The 25,580-nt window shown below is 67.0% G+C and carries 26 protein-coding genes and 1 pseudogene; 12 read left to right on the top strand and 15 right to left on the bottom strand.

Annotated elements, in window-relative coordinates; translation table 11 throughout:
- Window positions 1-66: 66 nt before the first annotated feature.
- The 3 genes from ACZ522_RS17380 to ACZ522_RS17370 all read left to right on the top strand — a co-directional run bounded on the left by ACZ522_RS17380 (window position 67) and on the right by ACZ522_RS17370 (window position 3,113).
- Window positions 67-576 (top strand): chemotaxis protein CheD, encoded by a 510-nt coding sequence (locus ACZ522_RS17380; RefSeq protein WP_379696755.1) that lies wholly within the window; start codon window positions 67-69, stop codon window positions 574-576.
- A gap of 212 nt (window positions 577-788) precedes the next feature.
- Window positions 789-1,895 carry a FlaD/FlaE family flagellar protein gene (locus ACZ522_RS17375; RefSeq protein WP_379696758.1) on the top strand — a complete coding sequence of 369 codons (1,107 nt, stop codon included), beginning with the start codon at window positions 789-791 and terminating at the stop codon, window positions 1,893-1,895.
- Between the two features lie 147 nt (window positions 1,896-2,042).
- Entirely contained in the window at window positions 2,043-3,113 is a 1,071-nt protein-coding gene (locus ACZ522_RS17370) for a hypothetical protein (RefSeq protein WP_379696760.1), read from the top strand.
- Here the strand turns inward: ACZ522_RS17370 and ACZ522_RS17365 are convergent, their stop codons facing one another.
- On the bottom strand, window positions 3,114-4,106 hold the full coding sequence (locus ACZ522_RS17365) for a carbohydrate kinase family protein (RefSeq protein WP_379696763.1): 993 nt from the start codon (window positions 4,104-4,106) through the stop codon (window positions 3,114-3,116).
- A gap of 73 nt (window positions 4,107-4,179) precedes the next feature.
- Complete coding sequence (locus tag ACZ522_RS17360) at window positions 4,180-4,965, bottom strand: sugar phosphate isomerase/epimerase family protein (protein WP_379696765.1); 786 nt, start codon at window positions 4,963-4,965, stop codon at window positions 4,180-4,182.
- 164 nt (window positions 4,966-5,129) lie between these two features.
- Between ACZ522_RS17360 and ACZ522_RS17355 the strand changes: the two genes are divergently transcribed.
- Both ACZ522_RS17355 and ACZ522_RS17350 read left to right on the top strand, forming a co-directional pair.
- Window positions 5,130-5,519, top strand: a complete 390-nt coding sequence (locus ACZ522_RS17355; RefSeq protein ID WP_379696768.1) for a DUF8048 family protein — start codon at window positions 5,130-5,132, stop codon at window positions 5,517-5,519.
- 61 nt (window positions 5,520-5,580) lie between these two features.
- The gene (locus ACZ522_RS17350) at window positions 5,581-5,772 is read left to right on the top strand and encodes a hypothetical protein (RefSeq protein ID WP_379696770.1); all 192 of its coding nucleotides are present in this window, start codon (window positions 5,581-5,583) and stop codon (window positions 5,770-5,772) included.
- Here ACZ522_RS17350 and ACZ522_RS17345 read toward each other — a convergent pair.
- Complete coding sequence (locus ACZ522_RS17345; protein WP_379696773.1) at window positions 5,747-6,889, bottom strand: acyl-CoA dehydrogenase family protein; 1,143 nt, start codon at window positions 6,887-6,889, stop codon at window positions 5,747-5,749. The two genes, ACZ522_RS17350 and ACZ522_RS17345, sit on opposite strands and share 26 nt — an antisense overlap.
- Before the next feature lie 126 nt (window positions 6,890-7,015).
- Between ACZ522_RS17345 and ACZ522_RS17340 the strand changes: the two genes are divergently transcribed.
- The 3 genes from ACZ522_RS17340 (at window position 7,016) to ACZ522_RS17330 (ending at window position 9,324) form a co-directional block, all read left to right on the top strand.
- The gene (locus ACZ522_RS17340) at window positions 7,016-7,438 is read left to right on the top strand and encodes a universal stress protein (RefSeq protein ID WP_379696776.1); all 423 of its coding nucleotides are present in this window, start codon (window positions 7,016-7,018) and stop codon (window positions 7,436-7,438) included.
- A gap of 75 nt (window positions 7,439-7,513) precedes the next feature.
- Complete coding sequence (locus ACZ522_RS17335) at window positions 7,514-8,311, top strand: RIO1 family regulatory kinase/ATPase domain-containing protein (protein ID WP_379696778.1); 798 nt, start codon at window positions 7,514-7,516, stop codon at window positions 8,309-8,311.
- 179 nt (window positions 8,312-8,490) lie between these two features.
- Window positions 8,491-9,324, top strand: a complete 834-nt coding sequence (locus ACZ522_RS17330; protein ID WP_379696780.1) for a proline dehydrogenase family protein — start codon at window positions 8,491-8,493, stop codon at window positions 9,322-9,324.
- On the opposite strand, the gene ACZ522_RS17325 is transcribed toward ACZ522_RS17330, so the two are convergent.
- Window positions 9,317-10,066, bottom strand: coding sequence for a helix-turn-helix domain-containing protein (locus ACZ522_RS17325; protein ID WP_379696783.1), 750 nt, complete (start codon window positions 10,064-10,066; stop codon window positions 9,317-9,319). The two genes, ACZ522_RS17330 and ACZ522_RS17325, sit on opposite strands and share 8 nt — an antisense overlap.
- Window positions 10,067-10,181: 115 nt before the next feature.
- On the opposite strand from ACZ522_RS17325, the gene ACZ522_RS17320 reads away from it, so the two are divergent.
- The gene (locus ACZ522_RS17320; protein WP_379696785.1) at window positions 10,182-11,711 is read left to right on the top strand and encodes an aldehyde dehydrogenase family protein; all 1,530 of its coding nucleotides are present in this window, start codon (window positions 10,182-10,184) and stop codon (window positions 11,709-11,711) included.
- Between the two features lie 385 nt (window positions 11,712-12,096).
- Here ACZ522_RS17320 and ACZ522_RS17315 read toward each other — a convergent pair whose 3' ends face one another.
- The 3 genes from ACZ522_RS17315 to ACZ522_RS17305 all read right to left on the bottom strand — a co-directional run bounded on the left by ACZ522_RS17315 (window position 12,097) and on the right by ACZ522_RS17305 (window position 13,109).
- Window positions 12,097-12,528: an SRPBCC family protein gene (locus ACZ522_RS17315; RefSeq protein ID WP_379696787.1), complete on the bottom strand. Its 432-nt coding sequence runs from the start codon at window positions 12,526-12,528 to the stop codon at window positions 12,097-12,099.
- A 39-nt stretch (window positions 12,529-12,567) separates the two neighbouring features.
- The gene (locus ACZ522_RS17310; protein WP_092536080.1) at window positions 12,568-12,792 is read right to left on the bottom strand and encodes a DUF7123 family protein; all 225 of its coding nucleotides are present in this window, start codon (window positions 12,790-12,792) and stop codon (window positions 12,568-12,570) included.
- Window positions 12,793-12,926: 134 nt separating this feature from the next.
- A complete protein-coding gene (locus ACZ522_RS17305) occupies window positions 12,927-13,109 on the bottom strand; it encodes a DUF7525 family protein (RefSeq protein ID WP_379696790.1) in 183 nt (60 codons plus the stop codon).
- Between the two features lie 128 nt (window positions 13,110-13,237).
- Between ACZ522_RS17305 and ACZ522_RS17300 the strand changes: the two are divergent.
- Window positions 13,238-14,462, top strand: a pseudogene (locus tag ACZ522_RS17300) (LEA/WHy family protein).
- Between the two features lie 179 nt (window positions 14,463-14,641).
- Window positions 14,642-15,052 carry a DUF7528 family protein gene (locus tag ACZ522_RS17295; protein WP_379699863.1) on the top strand — a complete coding sequence of 137 codons (411 nt, stop codon included), beginning with the start codon at window positions 14,642-14,644 and terminating at the stop codon, window positions 15,050-15,052.
- 49 nt (window positions 15,053-15,101) lie between these two features.
- Here ACZ522_RS17295 and ACZ522_RS17290 read toward each other — a convergent pair whose 3' ends face one another.
- The 3 genes from ACZ522_RS17290 to ACZ522_RS17280 form a co-directional block, all read right to left on the bottom strand.
- Entirely contained in the window at window positions 15,102-16,133 is a 1,032-nt protein-coding gene (locus ACZ522_RS17290; RefSeq protein WP_379696792.1) for a PhoU domain-containing protein, read from the bottom strand.
- Between the two features lie 90 nt (window positions 16,134-16,223).
- Window positions 16,224-17,291 (bottom strand): ATP-NAD kinase family protein, encoded by a 1,068-nt coding sequence (locus tag ACZ522_RS17285; RefSeq protein ID WP_379696795.1) that lies wholly within the window; start codon window positions 17,289-17,291, stop codon window positions 16,224-16,226.
- A gap of 237 nt (window positions 17,292-17,528) precedes the next feature.
- Window positions 17,529-18,242 (bottom strand): competence/damage-inducible protein A, encoded by a 714-nt coding sequence (locus ACZ522_RS17280; protein WP_379696798.1) that lies wholly within the window; start codon window positions 18,240-18,242, stop codon window positions 17,529-17,531.
- A gap of 153 nt (window positions 18,243-18,395) precedes the next feature.
- Between ACZ522_RS17280 and ACZ522_RS17275 the strand changes: the two genes are divergently transcribed.
- Entirely contained in the window at window positions 18,396-19,400 is a 1,005-nt protein-coding gene (locus ACZ522_RS17275) for a glycerophosphodiester phosphodiesterase (protein ID WP_379696801.1), read from the top strand.
- 4 nt (window positions 19,401-19,404) lie between these two features.
- Here ACZ522_RS17275 and ACZ522_RS17270 read toward each other — a convergent pair whose 3' ends face one another.
- The 5 genes from ACZ522_RS17270 to ACZ522_RS17250 form a co-directional block, all read right to left on the bottom strand.
- Complete coding sequence (locus ACZ522_RS17270) at window positions 19,405-20,202, bottom strand: DUF5803 family protein (protein WP_379696804.1); 798 nt, start codon at window positions 20,200-20,202, stop codon at window positions 19,405-19,407.
- A 7-nt stretch (window positions 20,203-20,209) separates the two neighbouring features.
- Window positions 20,210-20,887: a DUF2110 family protein gene (locus ACZ522_RS17265; protein WP_379696807.1), complete on the bottom strand. Its 678-nt coding sequence runs from the start codon at window positions 20,885-20,887 to the stop codon at window positions 20,210-20,212.
- Entirely contained in the window at window positions 20,887-21,420 is a 534-nt protein-coding gene (locus ACZ522_RS17260) for a transcription factor (RefSeq protein WP_379696809.1), read from the bottom strand. Before ACZ522_RS17260 ends, ACZ522_RS17265 begins: the two co-directional genes overlap by 1 nt.
- A 208-nt stretch (window positions 21,421-21,628) precedes the next feature.
- On the bottom strand, window positions 21,629-22,819 hold the full coding sequence (locus ACZ522_RS17255) for a mechanosensitive ion channel family protein (protein WP_379696811.1): 1,191 nt from the start codon (window positions 22,817-22,819) through the stop codon (window positions 21,629-21,631).
- Between the two features lie 161 nt (window positions 22,820-22,980).
- Complete coding sequence (locus ACZ522_RS17250; RefSeq protein ID WP_464391786.1) at window positions 22,981-25,497, bottom strand: collagen binding domain-containing protein; 2,517 nt, start codon at window positions 25,495-25,497, stop codon at window positions 22,981-22,983.
- Between the last annotated feature and the right edge of the window lie 83 nt (window positions 25,498-25,580).

The following is a 25,580-nucleotide window of genomic DNA, read 5'->3' as shown; positions in this document are numbered from 1 at the left end:
GCGTCGGGGGCGAACCGCCGGCTCACCACCGGACACCGCCCTCGTCGTGACGTCCGACAAACCACTATGAAAGTATACACGAGCGAGACGCAGAGTACGCACCGGACGAAGGAGCGAATCAAAGTCGGCATCGCGGACTTCGCCGTCGGAATCGACGACACGACGCTCGTCACCAGCGGACTCGGCTCCTGCGTCGGCATCGCGGTGTTCGACGCGCGGCAGTCCGTCGGCGGCCTCGCGCACGCGATGTTACCGACCGCCAACGACGACGAGAACGACGCGAAGTACGTTGACACCGCCGTTCCGGCGCTCGTCGAGGAGATGGAGAGCGAAGGGGCCGTCCCGGGCGACCTCCGCGCGAAGCTCGCGGGCGGCGCGACGATGTTCGACTTCACGTCGGCCGAGGAGAGCATCGGCGACAGAAACGTGAACGCGGCGCGCGACACGTTGGACTCGCTCGACATCCCGCTCGTCGCCGAGGACGTCGGCGGCGGCCACGGCCGTTCGCTCCGGTTCTCCGTCCGCACCGCCGACCTCCGCATTCGGAGCGCGAACGCGGGCGAGAGCACGATCTGATAGCGCGGAATCGCTCGATTGCGGCTACTATTATCTCCTGAATTTCTCGGATGCCCGACGGTGAAGTTATCCATTCTGATAATCTCGGGGGCAGGTTTATCCCGGTCCCGCGGATTGGCTCTCACAACACGACGGCGCTTTCCGTGACCGACGGGCGGCGTCTCTGCCGCGGCGCGTTCGACCGCCGGACCGCCGCGAGCGAGGTGAGGCCGATGAAGATAGATCCCGAAAACTACGACCTCCGAGAACTCCGCCGAATCGCTGACGAACGACGGGCAGACCGAAGCGGACGAACGTCCGAGACCGCCGAGGCGTCCGACGAGGACGAGGCCGACGGACGGCGGCCGCGGCGCGAGGGCCCGCCGAACCGAAGCGGTCGAAACGACAGTCGCCGGTCCCGCGAGGACCGCGACGGGCCGCGCCGAGACGAATCGCGCCGGAACAGCGAGAGACGACGCCGGAGCGACGACCGACCACGTCGGAACCGAAACGGCCGGTCCGAGGAACTCAGCCGCCCCCGTCGGGGTCACTCCGACCACGGCGACGCACAGGACGAAGTCGTCAGAGCGGACCGACTCGCGAGCGAACTTGGCCTCGGCCGCCCCTTCGGCGACTCCTCCCGCGACGGACGCGGGCGCGCCGGAAACGGCCGCGTCGAGAACGGCCGCGGACGCGCGAACGAGGGCCGACGCCGGGACTCCCGCGAGGGCCGACGCCGAGACGCCCGCGACGACAGGCGGTACGACGAGAGCGGATACGACGACGGGTACGACGACTACGGCGGCGAGTACGACGACTACGACGACCGCTCCCGGTACGACGAACTCGGCTACTCGGAGTACGACGAGGGCGAGGACAGCTTCGGACGCGACGCCGAACCCGAGTACGAGACGCGGAGCGACGACCACCTCGAGGACGTGGGCCGATTCCGCTTCGACAACGAGGTTCACGAACGCCCCCGCGGGCGGGCGGGCGAAGTGCTCCGACAGAACCAACTCGAACAGCTCCTCGTCCACGAGACGGCCGCCGCGGGCGATTCGCTCCGGAAGCCCTACCTGCGGACCCTGCCGAACGAGTACGCCGCCGAACGCGTCGTCTTCGACTGGTTGGAGTTCATGGTGCTGAAGGGCGGATTCAAGCGGACGATGGACGCCCTCCGCTACTACCTCACCGTCGATTGGATCACCGAGGACGTCGAGACGGAACTGCACGACTACCTCATCGGCTTCTCCGGCAACGTCGCCGACACGACGGAGTTCGACGTGGACGACCACCACCTCAGTCTCCTCTACGTCGCGCGCCTCACCTCGATGACGTAACCGAGGGATTACATCCTCCCGCGGACGCCTCACTCACAACCGGTTCATCGGCGTTCCGGCTGCCGTTTTTCGACTCGTCGCGTCCGTCCAATTCATGTAAGAACGGTTACCAACAGGATTTTCTACCAGTTGCGTATCCGTCCGGGTATGCCTGAGGATGGACGCGGCGAAGACGAATCAGCGAACGACGAGAGTGGGGCGGGACCGACGGCGGTCGGAGTGAAACTCGGCAGTACGCGCACGGTGCTTCAGTTCCGAACCGACGACGGCGAGGTGGAGACGGTTCGGACGCTGACCTGTCTGGCGACGTACGACGACCCGTTGACCGGCGAGGAGCGGGTCCTGTTCGGCGAACAGGCCGCGCAGGAGTACCCCGACAGAGTGGAGTACATGCTCCGGTCGGGCCTCCCCGAGGGCGGCGAGGGGACGGAACTGGCCAAGAAGTTCTTCGCGGAACTGGTGTCGGCGCACGGACTGGACGACGACAGCGCCATCGTCTACGCGATTCCGACGATAGACAACGAGCCCGGACTGGCGAGTCTCAACGAGGTGATAGAGGACAGTCCCGTCGGCGGCGCGTTCGTCCGTAGCTTCCCCGAGTCGCTGACGGGGTCGATTCCCGCGCTCGGCGACGGACTCGAAGCGATAGAGAGCGTCTTCGTCGCGGTCAACATGGGTTCGACGAACCTCGAAGCGTCGGCGTACCGCCACGGCGAACAGCTGTCGCCGTTCGTCTCGGGGGCCGTCACCGGCAACGAGGTGGACCGCCGCATCGCCAACGCCGTCGAGGAGGAGACGCAGGGCCGCGTCAACATCGACCTCACGACGGCGCGGGAGTACAAGGAGACGCACGCCGACTTCGACGCGTTCGAACCGTTCACGGACGTCATCCAGCAACCCGGCGGCGGGTCCCACGAGTTCACCATCGAGCGGTCGGTGATGGAACCCCTCGACGACTACCTCGACGACGCGGTGGACGAGGTGGCGAACAACTTCCTCTCGCAGTTGGCCAACGACCACATGAAGCCGTACCAACTCGCCCTGAGCAAGCCCATCGTCCTCACGGGCGGGATGGCGTGCATCCCGGGCATCGTCGGGGAGTTCGAGACGCGGATGAGCGAGGAACTCAACCGCGACGTGGAGTGCGTCGCCGCGGACCGGCCGGACACCGCGCCCGCCGAGGGGGCCCGGCGCATCGCGGAACGACTCGTCGAGTAGTCAGGACCGCTCTTCTCTGAACGCGCGGACGGCCTCGCGGTCCGGAAGCGCCGTCATCGCGCCGGCGGCGGTTGTCGTCACGGCGGCGACGGCGTTCGCGAACGCCAACACCTCCGAGAGCGGTTCGTCGCCGACGAGTGCCGCGATGACGCCCGCGGTGAAGGCGTCGCCCGCGCCGGTGGTGTCCACGGGCGTCACCTCGTACCCGCCGTGTTCGACCACCGAGAGGTCCGACGTCCACGGCGACCCGTCCGAGGTGGCCGCCAACGACCCCTCGCCGCCGAGGGTGAGAAGCGCCGTGTGCGGCCCCTCGTCGAGAATCGCGTGCGCGAGTTCCGAGGGGTCGCCGCTGACGTCGAAGGCGGCCAAGTCCTCCGGCGTCGCCTTCACCACGTCCGCGAGGCCGAACGCCTCGCGCATCGACCCGACGTAGTCGAAGGTGTCCCACAGCTCCGGCCGGGCGTTGGGGTCGAACGAGACTGTCACGCCCGCCTCCCGCGCGCGGCGCATCAGGTCGAAGGTGGCCTCGCGCGACGGTTCGTCCGCGAGGGTGACGCCGCCGACGTGGACCCACTCGGCGTCCTCGAGTTCCTCGTCTGCGAGTCCGCCGGGTTGCATCCGCGTGTCCGCGGTTTCGTCGCGGTAGAAGGAGAACCCGCGCTCGGCGTTCTCGTCGTGCGCGACGAACGCGAGCGTCGTCTTCGCCACGGGGTCCCGTTCCACGAAGTCCGTCGGGACGCCCCGTTCGCGGAGGGCGTCTTCGAGGAAGTCGCCGAACGGGTCCTCGCCGATGCGCGTCCAGAAGCGCGGCGTCTCGTCCAAGTGCGCGAGGGCGACGGCGACGTTCGCGGGCGCGCCGCCCGCCCGACGGGTGAACGACTCGACGCCCGAGAGGGGCCCCTCGCTGTTCGGCAGGAAGTCGATGAGCGTCTCGCCCGCGACGACGACGCGCGGGGAACCGCCGTCCGATTCGGTCCGGTGTTCGTCGGTCATGGAGTTCGGTACGGATACGGAGTAGTTGAAACCTCGTGACGGGCCCGCGGTGCGGGAGCGACTCCCCGCCGACTCACAGCAGTTCGTCGAGTCGGTCCTTGCTCGTCCGCAGGTAGCGGAAGTCGTCGGTGAACACCTCCAGCGAGAGCGTCCCGTCCCACTCCCCGCCGAGGGCGTCGAACGCCGACTCGAACCGTATCGTCCCCGACCCGAACGGCAGGTGTTCGTCCTTCGGGACGCGCGTGTCGTTGAGGTGGACGTGGGAGATGCGGTGGCCGTACTCCCGGCAGAGCGCCGCGATGCCGCCCCCGTCTCGCCCGTCCATCCGGGCGTGTCCCGTGTCGAGCGTCATCGAGGCGTCCGTCTCCTCGAACAGCGTCGGGAAGTCATTGGTGTCGAACGCGCCGCGGGGAACGTTCTCGACGCAGAGTTTGACACCCTCCCGTCGGGCGTGGTCGTCGAGTTCGCGCACGGAGTCCAGCACGTGTCCGTGGAGCGTCGATTCGTCCCACGCCGGCCCCCACGCGTTCGTGCTGGCGTGGAGGACGGCCTTCTCGGCGTCGAACGACGCCGCCGCGTTGAGTGCGGCGGCTATCTCCCGGCGCGACCCCTCCCGGACGTGTTCGTGCGGGCTCCCGATGTCCACGCCGCCGAACGGCAGGTGAACGAGGAGCGAGACGCCCGCGTCGTCGGCCGCCGCCCGCAGGTCCGAGGCGCGTTCGCGGAGTCGGTCCCGCCGGCCGTCGCCGTCCATCATCAGTTCCACGAAGTCGAAGCCCGCCTCGCCGGCGAACGCGACGGCCTCCCCTTCGTCCATGCCGAGTTGCGTGACGAATCCGGTTCGTGCGTCTCCGACCATGGGGGACGTTCGTCCGCGCGCGGGAAAAGTCCGCCAGCCGATTCGGGACCGACGGTGGCGCTCCGTTCGAGGACGGACGTACCGCTCGCACCGAGACCGCGCCGTCCGCCGCGGCCGTCCGAAACCCCCGGCGTTCAAGCCGCCGGAGTGCATGTCTTAGTGCTATGATGACGCGCGACGAACGAGACCCGTTGGCAGTGTTCGACGACGACGTCGTCTCGCGGACTGCCGAGGAGGCGGGGGTCGGCGCGGACCGCCTCAGAAGCGTCGCGCGAAGCCACCAGCGGACGGTCCGCGACCTCCCGGGGGTCGAGGACATCGTCTACGAGTGGCGGCGGTCACTCCCGGGGAACCCGCTGGTCGAACGACGGACCGAGGCGTACTACCTCGCGGTGGACGCGACCGTCTGGGGCGAGTACGGCGAGGCGCTCTCGCTTCCGCTCGACGAGTTCGACGCCCTCAGAGCGCTCCACGAGAACCAACTGGCCGCGACGCTCGGGTCCGAGGCCGTGCCCGACGACGGCAGGCTACCGCTCGTTTTGACGCGCCCCTGAGTCAGTCGTCGTCCTCCGCCGCGACGGGGTCACCGTCCAGAGGCCGGGTGCCCGTGGAGCCGTGCTCCACGACGCCGTCGGCCGACGGCCGACCGCCCTCCGAACCGCGTTCGAGGGGGTTACCGTCCTGCGGACGGTCGCTCACGGGGTCGGCACGCGCCGAGTCGCGCCCTCGGAGGACCCGGCGACGGTGGTGGAGGTACTGCTCGACGGGACGGAGTTCGCCGTCACAGACCGAGTTCCCGACCGATGACGAGGTGCTGTATCTCGCTGGTCCCCTCGCCTATCTCCATCAGCTTGGCGTCGCGGTAGAATCGCTGCGGCGCGAAGTCCTCTGTGTACCCGTACCCGCCGAGCACCTGCACGGCGTCTTCGGCCACTTCGCGGGCCGCCTCGCTGGCGTCGAGTTTCGCCAGCGCCGACTCCCGCGTGACCGGTTCGCCGGCGTCGTACGTCGTCGCCGCGCGGTGGGTGAGGAGGCGCGCCCGTTCGGTCTTGCGGTGCATGTCCACGAGTTTGTCGCGGATGGCGTCGAACTTCGAGATCGGCTTGCCGAACTGCTCGCGTTCGAGGGCGTAGGACTTCGCCGCCTCGAACGCCCCCTGCGCGAGGCCCGTCGAGAGCGCCGCGATGGAGATGCGCCCGCCGTCTAGCGTCTTCTTCGTCTGCGTCCACCCCTCGCCCTCTTCGCCCAGCAGGCGGTCCTCGGGGAGGTACAGGTCGTCGAACCGAATCTCGCAGGTCGGCGAGGAGTTCAGCCCCATCTTGTCCCACACCGTCGTCACCTCGAAGCCGTCGTCGTTCCGCGGGTCCACGATAAACGTCGAGATGCCGTCGTACCCCGCCCCGGGGTCCGTCACCGCCTTCACCAGTATCGATCCGGCGACGTTGGCGTTCGTGATGAACTGCTTCGTCCCGTTCAGGACGTACCCGTCGCCGTCCCGTTCGGCGGTGGTGTCCATGTCGCTGGCGTCGGACCCCGACCCGGGTTCGGTGAGCGCCCACCCGCCGAGGTACTCCCCCTCCGCGAGGGGGCGGAGCCACCGCTCCTTCTGGTCGTCGGTGCCGAACATCTCGATGGGTTTCGAGGCGAGACTGACGTGGGCGGCGTAGGAGAGGCCGACACCGCCGGAGACGCGCCCGAGTTCCTCCGTCACGAGGGCGTACATCAGTTGGTCGCCGCCGAGTCCGCCGTACTCCTCCGACACCGGCACGCCGAGCATGTCGAGCGCCGCCAACTGCTCGAACACCTCCTCCGGGAACCGGTGTTCCGTCTCTATCTCCTGTGCGATGGGGGATATCTCCGCCTCGCAGAACTCCCGAACAGTGTCCCGAATCATCCGGTGTTCGGAGGGTAACTCGAAGTCCATGGGGTGATCTTCAGACGTGAGCGCATTAAACCAATCGAACGACCATTACAGACTCGTTCCGGGCGGCGTGACTGTCCGTCTCGACCGACCACAGGCATTTTTGTTCGGGGTCGGTACTGGGCTTCGATGTACAACCGGGTAGTAGTCCCGACGGGCGTCTCCGGGTCCGACGCCGACGGGCGGACGGTCGGCCGCGCCCTCGACGTGGCGCAACGGTACGACGCCGACCTGCACGTCCTCCGCATCGAGGACCCGAAGACGGTGGACGCCGAGGCGCCCGCGACGGACCCCAACGACGTGCGGTCCGCCCGCGACGACCGACCTGCGGTCCCCGACCGAGTCGAAGAACGCGCGTTCGCCGGCGGCGTGAGCGTCGTCGAGGCGGCCCGACGCGGACCGCCGACCGACGTGATAGAGGCGTACGTGGACGAGGGGAGCGACCTCGTGGTGATGTCAGAACGCGGGGCGTTCTGCGACGAACCGCACCGACTCGGCGGGGTCGTCGGGCGATTCCTCCGGGAGTCCCCCGTCACCGTCATGACCGTCTGAACCGAGACGTGAGGGCCGACGGGCGCTCTCCGGCCCCGCCCAGAGAGTTATACCCGCGCCCGCCGTACCCCGTGTATGGAACTCCGCCGCCTCGTTCGGGGGCGCGTGGATTGGCCGCGACTCGAAGCAGTCGCCCGCGAACTACAGACGCGCTACGGACGAGAGGAACTACGAATCCGCTTTCTCGAAGCGGACAACTGGCTCTCTACGCCGATGGTCGTCGACGACGAGTGGTTCGTGAAGGTCATCTCGCGCCAGAACTCGTTCGTTCACGCTCTCTTCACCACGACTCGTAACCTCGGGGCCGTCTCCTCGGGGAGGGAGGGCTTCTTCGAGCACTTCGGGACGCCGTTCCAGATGGCCGAACACGAACTGGAGGCGACCCGTCGGATGCGAGAGATAGGCGTCAACGCGCCGGAACCCGTCGAAGCCTTCGAGGTGGAGGGACTCGGCGTCCTCGTGTTGGAGTACCTCCCGAACTTCCGCCCCATCGACGAGTTGGACCGCGAACGGGAGGCGAACCTCGCGCCCGACGTGTTCGCGTCTCTCCGTCGGATGCACGACAACGGACTCGCCCACGGCGACCTGCGGGCGGAGAACGTCCTCATCGTCGACGGCGAGGTGTTCTTCATCGACGCGACGAACGTCAGCGAAGAGAACGAGGACGACGCCCGGTCGTACGACATCGCCTGCGCACTCGCGGCGTTCGAACCCCTCATCGGCGCGAAGGAGACCGTCGCCGCCGCGATGGAGTCGTACGACACCGACGAACTCCTCTCGGCGCTGGAGTTTCTCGACTTCGTCAACATCCGCCCGGATCACGACTTCGACGCGGCGGCGCTGAAAGGCGAGATAGAGAAGTGCGCGAGCTGAGCGGAGAACGAGAGCGCCCGTCGTCCGCGCCGTCGACCCCGAGTGCGACGCTTCGGGGTCGTCGAGGAGCGAGGAGCCGGGGCGGCCGCCGCCCGGAGCGGAGTTAATTTCTCTCGCGGAATCCGAGAATTGTATGGTAGGGTCTCCCACTAAGCCCGTCGGGTGGACAGTGGCGAAGGATGATACCACCGGTGGCGAACAACTTTGTGGCTGGGGAGGACGCGGAGTCGGCGCTTTCGTACGTCTCGGACGTCAACGAGCGCGGAATCCGGGGGATAGTGAACCTCCTCGGCGAACACTACGACTCCCGGGAGGACGCCGACGCCGACGTCCGGGAGTACCTCGAACTCGTCGAGCGAATCGGCGACAGGGACTTGGAGTGCACCGTCTCGGTGAAACCGTCGCAGATAGGACTCGGCGTGAGCGAGACGGCGTTCGAGGAGAACCTCGACCGCATCGTCGAACGCGCGACCGAACGGGGCGTGTTCGTGTGGGTCGACATGGAGGACGCCGACACGACCGACGCGACTCTCGACGCGTTCGAGGCGAACGCCCGCGAGTCCGACGGCAACGTCGGCGTCTGCGTGCAGGCGAACCTCAAGCGGACCGGCGAGGACTTAGAACGCCTCGCGGACGTGCCGGGGAAGGTCCGACTCGTCAAGGGGGCGTACGACGAACCGAAGTCCGTCGCATACAAGGACAAGTCCGTGGTGGACGAGAAGTACCGCGAGTATCTGGAGTTCATGTTCCGCGAGTTCGACGACGGCGTCGCCGTCGGGAGTCACGACCTCTCGATGGTGAACTTCGCGGCGGACCTCTACCGCGAACACCGGACGCCGTTCGAGGTGCAGATGCTGATGGGCGTCCGCGAGGACGCGCAGGAGCGACTCGTCGGGAAGATGCCGGTGTACCAGTACATCCCGTACGGGGACAAGTGGATGTCGTACTTCTACCGCCGGGTGCGGGAACGCAAGGAGAACGCCCTGTTTGCGCTTCGAGCGGTGCTCAACTGAGTCGGTTCGACTCGGCGTCGGGGTCGAGCAGTTTCGCCTCGGCCTTCCTGAGGTGCTCCAGAAGCGTCGTCTTCGAGATGTCCAGTTCCGCCGCGAGTTCGCGGGCCGAGATGCCGCGCGGCCACTGGTAGTAGCCCTCCTCGCGGGCGAGTTCGAAGACGTCCCGTTGCGTCGGCGTCAGCGTCCCGAGTCGTCGTTCGCGCTCGGGTTCCACCGTGTCGGAGGAGGCGATGCGGGCGACCGATATCTCCGCGCCGCTCTCCTCGCGCACCGCGTCGAGCTTCTCCTCTATCTCGCTGCGTTCGCCGGCGAAGCACACCTTCCAGTACTCCCGGCCGCCCTCGATGCGCGACGGCGCACTGTGGACGAACCCGTTCCGAAGCAGGACCGGACAGATCATCTCGCCGGGGTCGTACTCTAAGAAGAACTCGCGGGCGACCCGTCCGGGCGCGACGCGGGCGGCGCTCCGCCCGAACCGTTCCTGCAACTCTCGAACCTCCCCGGCGCGGTCCGACTCCTCGATGGCGTCCAACAACCGCTCTACTTCGTCCGCCGTCTCTCCGTAGGCCGTGAAGAGACCGTTCACCGTCTCGCCGTTCCCGAGGGTCTCCGGCGCGTTGTAGATGGCGTGCGCCAGGATCCCCCCTGGGAGGCGGTCCGTCGCCTCGATAGCCCAGCAGTTCGGATGCCACAGGTCGAGCGTCAGTCTGGTTCCCGTCGCGGTAGCCGTTCGGGCACTCATCGTTCGTCCGTAGACGACTGTCGCGTATATGGCTGACTATCGTGACGGTATGGGTTCGGGGGTACCGTCCATGGACGGGACGGGTTATTAAGCCGCGTTCGAGAACATTGCTATCATGGCGAACAGCGACCAAGTCTATAACCACTACATCGACGGCGAGTGGACGGACGGTTCGGGAGACGAGACGTTCGTGAGCGAGAACCCCGCGACGGGCGAGGCGCTCGGCGAGTTCCGCCGGGGGACGGAAGCCGACGTGGACGAGGCTCTCGCGGCCGCCGAGGACACCTTCGAGGAGTGGCGGAACCTCTCGTACATCGACCGCGCAGAGTACCTCTGGGACATCTACCACGAACTCCGAGAGCGACACGAGGAACTCGGCGAGATCGTCACGAAGGAGTGCGGCAAGGAGATAAGCGAGGGCAAAGCCGACGTGACCGAGGCGTGGCACATGGTCGAGTGGGCGGCGGGCGACGCCCGCCACCCGAAGGGCGACGTCATCCCCTCCGAGATTCCGTCGAAGGACGCCTACATGCGCCGCAAGCCCCGCGGCGTCGTGGGCTGTATCACCCCGTGGAACTTCCCCGTCGCCATCCCCTTCTGGCACATGGCCGTCGCCCTCGTCGAGGGGAACGTCGTCGTCTGGAAGCCCGCCGAACAGACGCCGTGGTGCGCTCAGATCATCGCGGAGATGTTCGAGGACTCGGGCATCCCCGAGGGCGTGTTCAACATGGTGCAGGGCTTCGGCGACGCCGGGTCCGCCATCGTGGACGACTCCCGCGTCGACACGGTGCTTTTCACCGGATCGGCGGAAGTCGGCCACGAGATCGCCTCGAAGGTCGGCGGCGAACCCGGCAAACTCGTCGCCGCCGAGATGGGCGGGAAGAACAACGTCGTCGTCACCGAGAAGGCGGACGTAGACGTCGCGGTTCACTCCGCGGTGATGTCGTCGTTCAAGACCACCGGCCAGCGCTGCGTCTCCTCGGAACGACTCGTCGTCCACGAGGAGGTGTACGACGAGTTCAAGGAGCGATTCGTCGAGGTGGCGCAGAACGTCTCGGTCGGCGACCCCCTCGACTCGGACACGTTCATGGGGCCCCTCATCGAGGAGGGCCACAAGGAGAAGGTGACGAAGTACAACGAACTCGCGGAACGCGAGGGCGTGAACGTCCTCGTCGACCGGACGGAACTCGACGACGACGAGATTCCCGACGGCCACGAGGAGGGCCACTGGATCGGTCCGTTCGTCTACGAGGCGGACCCCCACGAGGACCTGCGCTGCACCCACGAGGAGGTGTTCGGCCCGCACGTCGCCCTGCTGAAGTACTCCGGCGACATCGAGGACGCGGTGGAGATTCACAACGACACCGACTACGGACTGGCCGGCGCGATAATCTCCGAGGACTACCGGCAGATAAACTACTTCCGCGACCACGCGGAGGTCGGACTCGCCTACGGGAACCTCCCGTGCATCGGCGCGGAGGTCCACCTCCCCTTCGGCGGCGTCAAGAAGTCCGGCAACGGTTACCCGTCGGCCCGCGAGGTCATTGAAGCCGTCACCGAACGCACGGCGTGGACGCTCAACAACTCGAAGGACATCCAGATGGCGCAGGGTCTCTCGGCGGACATCAAGACGCAGGACGACTGAACGCCTCACACTCCCGCATCGAACGGCTCTTTTTCCGCGTCGTCGCTCTCGCTCGAACGGAGAGGAACGTGTGAAAGGTCGCGCGCCACCGGATGGGCGGCGCGCGTTCGGCAGTAGGCTGGCAGCCCTGCCGGGCGAGAGGATGAAGGGAGGTGGAAACCGCCTCCGCCGGGTTCGGAGGCGGCGGGCGACGCCGTGGCGTCGTCTGTGCCGTAGTGGACCCCGTGCACTACGGCGTGGTGCGGCGGGTCGTGCCGACTCTCGACGAGAAAAGCGTCGGGCGTCGGCGATTCACTCTAAACGACGGGTATCAATAAACCCTCCGGGCGTTTCACGGCAATATAGGGGGGATAACGTGTCACTAAGCCCGTCCGAACCGGCCGATTCACGCCGGGGATTCGGTCTCTCGACGGAGGGCGGCTTCGAGGTTTTCGAGTTCGTCGTCGAGATTCCGCTTGAAGAACCGTTCGACGCCGGGGACGCGGCCGTCGACGACGAACTCGTTGAGGAGTCGGGTTCCGCCGTCTATCTCCTCGACGGTGTGCTCGCCCGTGACGCGCATCACCTTCGACCGGCCGACGAACTTGACGTGCCGCGGCGGGTCGAACTCCACGTCCTCCGTCTCCACCGTCGCGGTGGAGTTCAGAAACGGAATCGGGAGGCTCACCTCCCACGTCGCGCGGTTCGTCCCCTCCTCTAACCGATAACTCTCGACGACGCTGATGGCGGTGGCCCGCTTTCCGGGGTCGGAGATGAACTCCCAGATTCGCTCCGGCGGTGCATCGAACTCGAACGCCCGGCGAACGCGGACCGTCATGGTATCGACGTACGAGACGGGAGTAAAAAAGCCAACCGACTAACTCAGCGTGACGCGCCACGTCGTTGAACGGGCCCGACCCCACTTCTCGATATCGACGTCGTCGGACTTCTCCGCGAGTCGAGGGAGGCGAGAACCGACCTGTTTCGACGAGAGGCCAATCGCTTCGGCGATGTTCTTCGCCCGGAAGTATCGCTCACCGCGGGAGACGCTCTCCCGCAGGTAAGCGACAATCCGCTGTTCTTCCTCGGTGTACTCGGACATCTTCACCTCCCCTAGGGGATTTTCCGTCTTAACGGTTTCTCGTTCTGCACTCCGTTCGTCGCGCCCGCGGGTCGGACAGACCCGCGTTCCGCCGGCGCGCGGTCGGACGCGCGGGCGGTCACGGACGCGGGACGTTACCAGTAGATGTGCGTCGCGGCGACGGCGAGACACGCGGCGACCATCGCGGCGGCGAACCCGATGGCCGTCGCGAACTGGTCGCCGACGGCGAGCATCGCCACGGCGGCGAAGAGCGCTACGACCGAGAAGAGGACTGCGAACCCGATTCCCTTGTCAGAGCCGACAGTACCGGTTTCCATACCTCTCGCTTCGAGTCCGACCACTTAGTTCATTCGACACCCGTTCACACGGCGGGGTAGAACATCAATACAACACACAGTCACGCTTGTCCGAATGACCTATACCAGAGAAGCGTATCCGCGAAAGTATGTCCGGGCAGATCGCATCGATGCTCCTTGGGAGCAAACTTCGAATCGTCGGCGCTCTCGTCCTCGTCGTCGCCGTCGTCGTCGGCGGCGGCGTCGCGACGGGACTCCTCGGCAACTCCGGCCGTCGAGGGCGTCGAGAACAGTTTCGGGGCGGTGAACGACTCGTCGACGGTCGTACGCACCGACCTCGTCGTCTCGAACCCCAACCCCGTCGGCGTCTCCCTCGGGGGCGTCACCGTCTCGTACGACGTGCGGATGAACGACGTGAAGATGGCCGAGGGGTCGAAGGAGGGCGTCGCGATCGGGTCGGGTAACTCGACGCTCGCGTTCGAGACGACGATGCGGAACGAACGCATCTCCGCGTGGTGGCGGTCCCACGTGAGCAACGGCGAACACTCCGACGTGACCGTGGACGCCACCGTTGAGTCCTCGACGCTGGGTCGATCCGCCGACGCGCCGAACGTCACGCGGTCGGTTGACACCGACGTGCTCTCGCAGTTCAACTCCTCGGAAACGCGCGAGGTGAACGCGAACTCGCCGTTCGTCTCCGACCCGGTGCTGTACATCAACCGGACGAACGCCTCGTGGGGCGAGGTGAACGAGTCGGTGACGCCGTTGGAACTGCGATTCGTCGTCTACAACCCCAAATCCTACCCCATCACCGTCTCGAAACTCGGCTACGACATCACGATGAACGACGTGGACGTCGGCGACGGCACGACCGGATCGGAGTACGTCGTCCCGCCGAAGTCCACGAAGACCATCGAGGCGACGACGTACGTCCGCAACGAGAGACTCGACGAGTGGTGGGTGACCCACCTCGAACGGAATCAGGTGACCGACCTCCGAATCGACTTCGCCGCGCAGTTCGACGTTAGCGGCGGTCACACCGTCGAAGTCCCCCTCGACCCCCTCACCTACGAGAAGACCATCGAGACGGACATCTTCAGGACGAAGGGCGAGTCCGCGCCGAGCGACGCCGCGCCGAACGGGACGGAGACGGCCGCCCCGACGACGACGGCCGACGAGTCGGAGACCGCCGACGCGGGCGCGACGGAGACGACCGCCGACTCGGGCTTCCTCGGCGGCGACTCGACCGACTCGACGGCGACACAGACGGAGCCGACGACTTCGACGCCGACCGAAGCGACGGCACCGACGCCGACGGAGACGAGTTCGGCGACGACGACGGGCGACGGGTTGCTCGCCCTCTCTGAGTCGTAGTCGGGGAACGGCGGTCAACGGTACCGACAGTATTTTGTCGAGTCCGGCGGAACGCGGAAGTACAATGACACGGAGTACCCACGCTCCTGATCGAGTTCTTCTCGTGCGATGAGAGTTCCGTCGTCGTATCCGCAGACGACGACGCGGTAGTCGTCCAGATCGGTGACCAATCCTGCGAACTGTCCAGAACCGACGCCGCCGACCTGCAGGACGCCATCGGCGCGGCCATCACCGAGAAGCGCGAGTTCTTCCGGACCGCCGGCGAGTACCGCTCCGACGGCAGTTACGTCGTCTCCCGGCGCGGCGCGGACTCGACGGGGAACGCGAAGGTGTTCGACGACTTCGAGAACCTGATGCGCCTGTACGACCGCCTGCCGGAGGAGTTCTCGGCGGCCGACGTCGGTCGGACCGGCATCACCGGTTCCCGGCGACACATGCTCGTCCGACACTTCGGCGAACATCCGGCGTTCGACTGCCGCATCTCGCGCCGGAATCCGCTGACCGCCGCGAAGGAGGCGTCCGACTCGGACGTCTCCGAGTCGGTCGACGCCACGGACGCGGGGGAGTCAGCCGACGCGACGGCGGACTGACCGCATCCGGGAGAGACTCCGGAAGAAGACGGAGAGTCCGGCCGCGGGGTCACCCGATGGTGACGTGTTCGGACTCCTCGTTGAGCGCCAAGTTGGCCGCGATTTCGGCGTTCCGCATGGCGTACTGCGCCGTCTGCTGGAGGCTTACGAGGACCTCGCGCACCCGCAGCAGTTCCTCGTTGTCCATCTCGGGGAGGTCCTGGAGGATGTCCTGTTCGCGGTCCTTTATCTCGCGGAACAGTTCGCGGCACTCCACCGTGAGGTCGTAGTCCCGTTCGACCACCGACTGGACGGCCTTCTCCGTGATCTCGTCCACTTGGTCGGTGAACTCGCGGATGCGCCGCATCGTCGCCGCCTCGACTTCGAGGGTGTGGCCCTCGGCGTTCATGACGATGTTGGCGATGTCCTCGGCGTTGTCGGCGGTGAGTTCGAGATTTTTCGCCACAGACCGGTAGCCGATGAGGGGAAAGCCCGATTCGAGGCCGACCGCCCGACAGAGGTTCGGGTTCTGGTAGGCCGTGAAGATGAGACGAAGCAGGAGGACGAAAATCTTGTTCGCCTGCCGTTCGCGGTTGAGGGCGCGTTGCGCGAGGTCGGCGTTGCCGTGCGCGAGGGCCTTGACCGCCTCGCCGCGCATCGTGCTTCCGGTGTTCTCCAGTCGTTCGAGGAGGTTGTCGAGGGTGAAGTCCTCCGGGTCCACCGAGCACCGGATGGCGATGCGTTCGGGGGTCTCCTCGATGACGCCGAGACCCATCAGTTGGGTTTCGGCCTTGTACACCGCGTTGATGTGTTCGGAGTCGAGCGCACCGTCGCCCTTCTCGATGTGGATGACGCGCCGCCCGAGGACGTACTGCGCGACGATGGCCCGTTCGAGGGCGTCCGCGTTCAGCGCGTCCGCGCGGATGCTCGCCGTCGAGTCCTCCTGACTCGCCGACTCCGGGAGGACCGTCAGCGTCCCCTTGCCGCCCATCCGAAGCGACACCTCGTCGCCCTTCTCCACACCGTGTTCTTTGGCCCACTCCGCCGGAAGGGTCATCGCCAGCGTCGAGGGACCGAGGCGCTGTACCTTGCGTGTCTCCATATCTCACCCCTTGCATCCGACTACCTTAATCTTCACTATATCACCCTTATATGGATGGAATAGGAGGGCGCTCTCACCCCCGACGCGCGGTCAGACGATGCGCATCATCCGGCGTTCGAATCGCCCGACGCGGACGCGGGTCCACCCGCGGAGTTCCTCGTCGAGTTCCGGGTCGTCGGTGTCCACCCGCAGTTCGCCCACGTCGTCGAGTTTCGACCGGGAGGCGACGATTTCCACGTCGCACCGCCGAATCACCGCGGGCGACAGCTGGGGGTTGCCGCGCCCGAAGACGAACCCTTGGCCGCCGATGGGCGAGACGACGACGACGTTCTCGCCCGCCGGTCCGAGGGCGTCGAGAATCTCCGATTCGGCGGCGTCGAGGGCGACCACTTCCCCGTCCCGCCAGATATCGACGCCGATGGGCGACCCCTCGAAGCCGAGTTCCTCCTTCACCGCGCCGACGGTGCTCCCGGGCCCGAGGACGTACGTCTTCTCTGGACTCGCGCGGACGTCGTCGGCGACGCCCGCGGCGAGTGCTTCGACGGTGCCGCCGCCGAGCTGCTTCGAGGACTGCACGTCGTCGGCGACGGGGACGCGCGCGACGGCGCGGAGCTCCGGGCGCACCTCGCCCTCGCGGTACTCGTCCTCGTCGATGTCCATCACCTCCCGGCGTTCGGCCCGTTCGAATGTCGTCGCCACGGCGGCGGCGTCCTCCGGCGAGACTGCGAACACCGACGAGTACACCTTCACGCCCGCGGGCGCGCCGAGGATGGGAACGTCGGTTCCGACCGCCTCCGCGACGTCCGCGGCCGTTCCGTCGCCGCCGACGAAGAGGACGAGGTCGACGCCCGCCTCGACGAACGCCTCGACGGCGCGAACGGTGTCTTCGGCCGTCGTCTCCCCGTCCTCCGGGCGTCCAAGGACCGTCGGGTCGAGACCCGCCGCCCGCGCCTCCGCTTCGCCCATCGGTTCGCCCCACGCGAGAAGTTCGACGTCCGCGCCGGCGTCGGCTATCGCCTCGAACGTCCGGCGCGCGCGGTCCGGCGCGCGCGGGTCGGCCCCGAGGGCGCGCGCCTCCGCTACCTTCCCGTCGGTCCCCTTCAGACCGACTCGCCCGCCCATCCCCGCGACGGGGTTCACCACGGCGCCGATTCGCATGGTTCGAGGGTGCGTCGGGCGGCACAAAAGCGCCGCGGTGCGGAACGTCGCGGCGTCGGCGTCGCTCGGGTCGCGTCGCTGACGCGTCCGAAACTCGAACGTTTAAGAAGTGGCCCCGCGACCCTCAGACACGACAATGATTCCGCTTGCTACACAGGAAGCGCTTCCCATCGAGGCGACCGGTGCCGTCGTCCTCCTCGTGAGTATCCTGATAACCGTCGCGTGGCTCTGGCACCTCTACCGCTGAGTCTTCTCCTCGCCGTCCTCTCGCACTTCGACCCGTTCCCGTAGCCACGCCGCCGCCTCCTCGAGGACGCCCTCGTCCGCGGCGGTCAGCTTCAGTCGGACCGTCTCGCCGGGGTAGCTGCCGACGGTCACGTCGAACCGGTCTCGGACCTCGCGCAACCGACCCACGAGTTCGCTCTCGGGTTCGTCGGCGACGATAGACTCCGTGTACGTCGCTTCGCCGCTGAACTCCTCTTCGATCGACTCGAACATCGCCTTCATCTCCTCGGGGACGCCCGGCAGGACGTAGATCCCCTCGACCACCGCGCCGGGGGCGACGCCCTCCTCGTTCGGGAGCATCCGCGCCCGCGCCGGGAGGTGCGTCGTCCCTTCCGCGAGGTCGTCGGCGTCGTAGCCGCCGTGTTCGGTCAACCACTCGGTCGCTTCGGGGTGCTCCTCGACGGGCCGTCCGACCGCCGCGGCGACGCCCTCCATCGTCAGGTCGTCGTGCGTGGGGCCGAGGCCGCCGGTGACGATGACGGCGTCGTACTCGGCTCTGTACTCGTTTACGACCCGAGCGATGTCGGCGACCCGGTCGGGAATCGTGGTCACTCGTTCGACGTCGACGCCGCGCGCGTCGAGTTGACCGCACAACCACGCCGCGTTCGTGTTCACCGTGTCGCCCGCCAGCAGTTCGTCTCCGACGGTCACCACTGCGACTCGCATGACCCCCACTAACCCGGAGGCGGGGAAAAGCCCCGCGGCCGCCGCCCCCGCGCTCCGATCTGCCGGAAATTCTTCCGGCCTAACCAGTAAAAGAATTAGAAGTATATAATGGAAATATAAAATCATATATTCTCACCGATTGCATAACTATGTATGTCGCGTGACAAACTCACACTCGACCGACGAGCGTTCGTCGCCGGAACAGGTGCTGCGGTCGGAACGGCGTCGTTAGGCGGGGTTGCGAGCGCCGGCGGGGACGACTCCTCGAAAGAGAAGGAAAAGGAGAAGAAAGGCGAGAAGGGCGACGACCGAACGCCGAAGGTGATCGCCCACCGCGGGTTCGCCGGACTCTATCCGGAGAACACCCTTGGAGCGTTCCGACGCGCCACGATGTGCCACGACGCGGACATGGTGGAGATAGACATCATCCCCGCCTCCGACGGGACGGTGATGGTCACTCACGACCCGAAGATGAACAGCCGTGACGGCGGCGAACAGGGCCTGACGGAGGAAGACGGATACGTCTGGGATTACACCGCGGACGAACTGAACGACATCGAAGTGCTGGAGAGCGGCGAGACGATACCGACCCTCGAACAGTCGCTCGAGGTCATCCCCGACGATGTCGCCGTGAACATCGAGTTCAAGAACCCCGGCGTGCCCGAGGAGGAACTGGAGTTCGCGAAGAACCTCTCCGGCGACGCGCTGGAAACGCAGAAAGAGAAGTGGCAGCCGATAACCGAACGCACCCTCGACGTCGCCTCGCATTTCGAAAACGACGTCCTCGTGTCCTCGTTCTACGAGGCGGCGTTGGCCACCGTCCGCGACGTCGACTCCGACGTTCCCATCGCGTTCCTCTTCTGGGACTCTATCGAAGAGGGCCTGAAGATAACCCGCGAGTACGACTGCGAGGCGGTCCACCCGCCGTACAACATGATAAAGGGAGCGCCGTTCTTCAACGATAAGTACTACCTCGAAGGCGGGTCGTTCGAGGATATCGATCTCGTACAGAAAGCGCACGACGAAGGGCGGGCGGTGAACACGTGGACCGTCACCACGTGGTACCAGGCCGAACAACTGGCCGCGGCCGGAGTGGACGGCCTCATCGCCGACTACCCGAACCTCATGTGGAACGGCGGGTCGCCCGACGACGAGTAGCGTACTACATCCCCGGCGGCGGACCGCCGCCGCCGACATCGTCGTCCTCCTCGACGTCGAGACCCAACTCCTGGCGCTTCTCTTTCAGCGACTCTATCTGCCGCCGGTAGTACAGCAGACCGCCGATGCCGACCACCGCGAGCACCGAGAGGATGCCCGCGAAGATGTACAGGTCGCGTTGGAGGTAGTACTGCACCGCCACGGTGTCCGCCGTCACCTCGTCCCACCGGAGGGTCACCCGCCCGTCCGCGGTCGTCGCCCGGTCGTCCGCGGGCGGACTGACCGACCCGAAGACGGGGAACTCGACGTGCCGGTTCTCCGGGAGGACGACTTCGTAGGAGCCGTCGACGTACGTCGGCAGGGTGAACCGCTTCGGCGACCCGCTACTGGTGAACGCGAGTTGGCCGCCGCCGTTCGGCGGGGCGTCGTTCGGGAGTTGGACGGTGGTGACGCTCCGCGTCTGACTTACCGCGCCGCCGCGTTCGCGTATCTCCGTCCCGTTGATGACCGTCCCGTTGGGGTAGCGGTAGCGAACCGCCTCCACCGAGAGGGGGTTCCGCCCGCCGAACCCGTCGCGGCGGTAGAGTTGTATCTCGCTCTGGTTCATCTCGTAGACGGCGCGGAAGTCCGCGTTCTCCTGGATGGTGATGTGCGTCGTGACGTTCGAGTCCCACGCGTACTGCGACTGCGGCGCGGCGTCGATACGCTCTGCGGGCACGTCGCCCGTCCCGATGCCGAGACACCCGGCGGTCATCGCGAGGACGGCGAGTGCGAACCCGGCGAGGAGCAGTCGTCGATTCATGCGGCGGTCAGGAGATGACGCACTTCAGTTCCGCGGGGAGGTACGAACCGATGCTCGCCAGCAGTCCGGGCGGGTCCGTCCCCTCCGCGCAGACGATGCTCTGTTCGAGGAGGCCGAGGCGTTCGACGGTGACGATGTCCTCGGCGTGCCCCGCGCGGTTCACCGTCGCGCGGACTTCGCCGCGGGTCGAACTGTTGACGTTCACGCGCCCGCCCGTCTCCTCGCGGGTCCAGTTGAACAGTCGGTTGCGCGCGCCGTCCGAGAGGCGCGGCGTCTCGCCGTGGACGAACTCCAGCGGCACGTGCTGGACGATGCCGAACCGGTCGCGAATCTGCGTCGCCGTCCCGGTTCCCAATCCGAGCTCCTCCGTCGGGACGCGGACGTCGTTTCCGTACCCAGCGTCGAGGACGAACCCCTCGTCGTCCCACGACTCGAGCGTGCCGACGTACGTCTCGCCCTCCGAGAGGTGCGGCGTCACCTCGCCCCACTCCTCGGCCAGGACGTTCCGCGCGATGGTCTCGTCCTCGCCCGTCACCGTCACCGAGATGAAGTCGTCGTCGCGGACGCCGATGTCCCACTCCGCGTCGAGTTCGCCGATATCGTTCCGGACGAGAGAGTCGAGGCTGTCGAGCGCGCGTTCTCGGGCGTCGCCCGAGACGTAGCACTTCGTTGCGAGAACGACCATCAGTTGGACTGTCTCTTCACGTCGACGTTGAGTTCGTCTCGCAGGTCCTCGATGCGTCGCTCCATCGACTCGACCATGTCGTCGTTCTCCATGGGTTCGAGCGGAGCGCCGGTCTCCGGGCACTGGAAGCCGAGTTCCATCGCCTCGGAGAACTCGAAGCGGATGCCCGCGGGTTCCGAGAGGTAGAACTCGTGGGTCCGTTCGTAGTCGAGTCGCTCTTCGAGCGCGTCGAGAAGTCGGTACATCTCCTCTTCGAGGTTCTCCGGGATGTTCTCGTAGTGGAACGTCCAGAGATAGGTGAGCCACCCGGAGTCCTCGTCGCGAACTCTGCGGTACGACGCGAGGTCGTTCTCGTAGAGGATGAAGAGCGCCCGTCGCACGTCGTTGAGCTCGAGGCCGAGCTCTTCGGCGAGTTCCTCGTCCGTCACCTCGCCGTCCGGCGGCGCGGCGGCCACCGGCATCCCCGTCGGTCCGACAAGTTCGTGGAGGTACTTTTGGATGACAGGGTCGTTCAGCAGCTCCTCAAAAGCCATTATCGAACATCCGTCGGTGCGCCCATTAAGTCTTTTGAGGTACCGGTGCGACTGCGAGGGGAGTAACGCTCGGACCGCGGCGCGCTCTGTCGATCCGAGTTCGGAAAAATCGCCGCGGAATCGATCGCACTGCGGCGGGCGAGTCGATCCCGTCGACGCGAGAGTTTGCGCCGTACAGCGAGCGTCCCTCCCGGCCGAGACGAAGCCGTCAGTTGCGGTCCGCGACGGAGGTCGGAGCGTCGTCCGGCGCGACGCGGAACCCCGAGTCGTCACGCGAGTCCACGACTCGTTGGGGGTACGGGATATCGATTCCCTCCCGGTCGAAGGCGCTCCGTATCGCTCGAATCGCCTCCGTCCGAGCGTCCTCGACGCGTCGCTTCGTCGGGCGGTCTATCCACGCGTGCAGTTCGATCACGACCGCGGAGTCGCCGAACTCCCGGAGCACGGCCTTCGGAGCGGGCGAGGTGCGGAACGCGTCGCTGTCTTCGGCGGCCTCCTCTACGACGTCGAGAGCTCGCTGGAGGTCCGTGTCGTAATCGACCCCGACCGACACGTCGATTCGAAGCTGGTCGTTGTCCGTGAGGTTGAGGAGTTCGTTGCTCGTGACCCGGTCGTTCGGGATCAGCACGTGCTTGTCGCTGAACGTCTGGAGTTTCGTGTTGAACAGGGTGACGTCGATGACGACGCCCGACTGGCCGTTGACCTGAATCCAATCGCCCACCTCGAACGGGCGCGAGAACAGGAGGACGAACCCCGCGACCATGGCGGACAGCGTCGCCCGGGCGGCCAACCCCACGACGACGCTGAGCGCTCCGGCGCTTATGAACACGTTCGTCAGGTCGACGCCCCAAAGCGAGAGGGCGATGCTCCCGGCGACGAGGAAGATGCCGAGGTCGGCGAGGTGGTAGGCTATCTCCGATTGGTGTTCGGTGAGCGCCTCGGTCTCGCCGAGTTTGTCGATGGAGCGGTTGACGGACCGGACGAGGAGGTACGCGGTAACGAACAGGGCGACGGTGATAACCTGCCGCATCGCCGTCCACCGATCGACGATCACCGAGTTGACGGCGAACTCGACGAGGAACGTCATGTTCCAGACGGACGCGACTCCCACCACCGCGACGCTGATGAGCCCCGACGTCAGCACCGTCTCGACGAACTCGGCCGTCGTCGTCCCGAACCGGTCGTCGAGGCGGTCGCCCGCGAGGCGGACGAGTTGGACGCCGACCGCGAGGCCGAAGACGAGAGCGACGGTCGCGTAGAGCGGGTTCGACACGTCGAGGAAATCGACCCCCTGTATCAGGCTGTCCGCCCCGCCCGCGGTCCGGCCGGAGAGATCGAACGACGGCGCTTCCGCGGCGGACGGGCGTCCGCGGTTCGGTGGGGTGTTCGGCAGTGCCACGACGGCGCGGGCATCCGTACCGCGCGAATAAAAGTAGCCGGTTCGTGGCTCGCCGAACGGACCGCCTAACGACCCCCGGAGGACGTTCCGCCGGGTCGCCGGACGACGCGACGGACGCTCCGCCCGACGGCCGCGGTACTCCGCCGTCCGCGCGTCTCCGTCTACTGCACCGCGGTCGCGTTCAGCGTCGCAGTCTCGGTTCCGGTCGGCGTCTGCGTCGCAGTCTCGGTCGCAGTCTCCGTTTGCGTCGCCGTCTCCGTTTCGGCTTCCGTCGCCGTTTCGGTCGGAGTCGCCGTTTCAGTCTCGGCGGGTGTCGCCGTCGCATTCGGCGTCGGCGTCTCCGTTTCGGTCGGCGTCGCGGTTTCGTTGGGCGTCTCCGTCCCGTTCTCCGCGGCCGTCTCGGCGGGCGTCGGCGTCTCCTCGATGCTGAACGCGAAGTCCGTCTCGTCGTTCACGTCCACCGGCGTGCCGTCCTCCATCGCCGCCGTCAGGACGTAGTCGCCCGGCGCGAGTCCCTCGACGCTCGCGTTCCCGCCGGCCGGGACGGTGACGGACGCGACGACTCCCGTCTCGTTCGTGACGTTCGCCGTGACCGGGACGTCGTTCGGATTAGCGACGGTCACGTTGTCCTCACCGACGGTCGCTTCGAGGCTCTCGACGGGCGGCGCTTCGACCGTGAGAGTCGCGGACTGTTCGCCGTTCACGTCCACGGGTACGCCGTCCTCCGTCGCCGCGGTGACGGTGTAGTCGCCCGGCGAGAGTTCGGTCGTCGTCGCGTTCTCGCCGGCCGGGACGCTGACGGACGCGATGACTCCCGTCTCGTTCGTGACGTTGACCGTCACCGGGACGGCGTTGGGGTTCGCCACCGCGACGGAGCCGTTTTCGACCGTCGCCGTCGTCGAGCGCGGTTCGACGGTGAACTCGACGCTCTCGCCGTCGTTCACCGGCACGAGCATCCCGTCCTCCGTCTCCGCCGTGAGCGTGTAGTTGCCCGGCGGGAGTTCGGCCGTCGTCGCGTTCTCGCCCGCGGGCACCGTCAGCGATTCGACCGCGTCGCCCGTCTCGTTCGTGACGTTGACCGTCACCGGGACGACGTTAGGGTTCGCCACCGCGACGGAGCCGTTTTCGACCGTCGCCGTCGTCGAGAGCGGTTCGAGCGTGAATTCGTACTCGGCTCGGCCGTTCACGTCCACGGACGTGCCGTCCCCCGTCTCCGCGGTGAGGGTGTAGTTACCCGGCGGGAGGGCTTCGACCGTCTCGCTCTCGCCGGCCGGCACCGTCGCCGACGTCACCGCGCCGGTGTCGTTCGAGACGGTCACCGTCACCGGAACGTCGTTGGGGTTCTCGACCGTGACGTTGCTCTCGCCGGTAGTCGCGTTCACGCTCTCCAGTTCGGGTTCGGCGGCGGGTTCCTCCGGTTCGGGTTCTTCCGGCGTCTCGTCGGGCGTTGGTTCGGGCGTCTCCGCGCCGCTCTCCTCCGAGAGGCTCTCGTCAACGTTCTCCCGGCCGCTCTCGACGATCACTTCGACGTCGGTCGTTCCGCTCTCGGCCGCCTGCTCCGCGGTCGTCGAGGCGGACTGCTCGACGATGATCTGTATCTGGTAGATATTCACGACCTGCGTCTGCGTAATCTGAACGACCGCCCCCTGACTCACGCCCCGCGCGGCCGCCTGAATCTGCGTGGCGGACGCCTGCTGGGACTGCGAGAGAGCGCCGCCGGCGGCCGAGTCGGCGATCACCTGAATCTGGACGACAGTGACGTTCTGAACCTGCGTGACGGTCCCCGCCGCCGCCCCGTTCGCGGCGGACTGGACCTGTTCGACCGTCGCTTGCTGGCTCTGTCGGACCGCGCCCGAGGACGCGCCCATCGCGATGACCTGGACCTGCTTGATGTTGACCGACTGGACCTGCGTCAGGACGCCGTCGGCACCGCCTCTGGCACCCGCTTCGACCTTCTCTAACGCCGCGCCGTCGCTACTCTCCAGCGCGCCGTAGGCCGCACCCTGTGCGGCCTCCTGTATCGTCGCGATATCCACCGTCTCGTTTACGGGTTCCGCGCAGGCACCCGCGGCCGCGCCCTCCGCGGCCACCTGTATCTGCTCGACCGTCACCGACTGACGCTGGGCGAGGGCCCCGTGGGAGGCGCCGTACGCCGCCGCCTGAGTTTGCCTCGCGCTCGCGTTCTGGGTCTGCGATAGCGCTCCGGCCGTACTCCCGCCGACGGCCGCCTGCACCTGTTCGACGCTCGCGTTCTGGCTCTGAACGAACGTCCCGTGGGCCGCGCCGGCGGCGGCGCGCTGAATCTGCGTGACGTTCGCCGACTGGCTCTGCGCCACCGCCTCTATCGTCCCGTTCACGGCGGCCTGCCGGTGCGACTGGTTCACCGTCGCGCCCTGCATCTGCGCCAGTCGCGCGCCGCGTCGGACGCCGCTCTCGACGGCCTGCCGTTCCTCGTCGGTGAGTTGCGCCCCCTCGTCGCTCACCTGAAGCGGCGGCGCGGCCGCCGAATCGTCGCCGTCCTGCGCGGACGCCGCGCCCGCGACGCCGACGCCCGCGACGCCGACGCCCGCGACGAGCGCACTCGTTACCACGGTCCAAGCGAGAACCGCGGCGACGACGCGACGGTACCGACCGTCTGTCGCCCCGGCCCCTCCGCCCTCTACTCTTTCTCTTGACATAAATTCCGAGACGCAAGTATTGCGCTTGGATCTGTGGCTTACCTCTGCAGGTTCTGTACCTGCCGTGAACGTAACGGAGCGGG

This window comes from Halopelagius fulvigenes, assembly GCF_055398025.1.
This window is presented reverse-complemented; position numbering and strand designations above follow the sequence as displayed.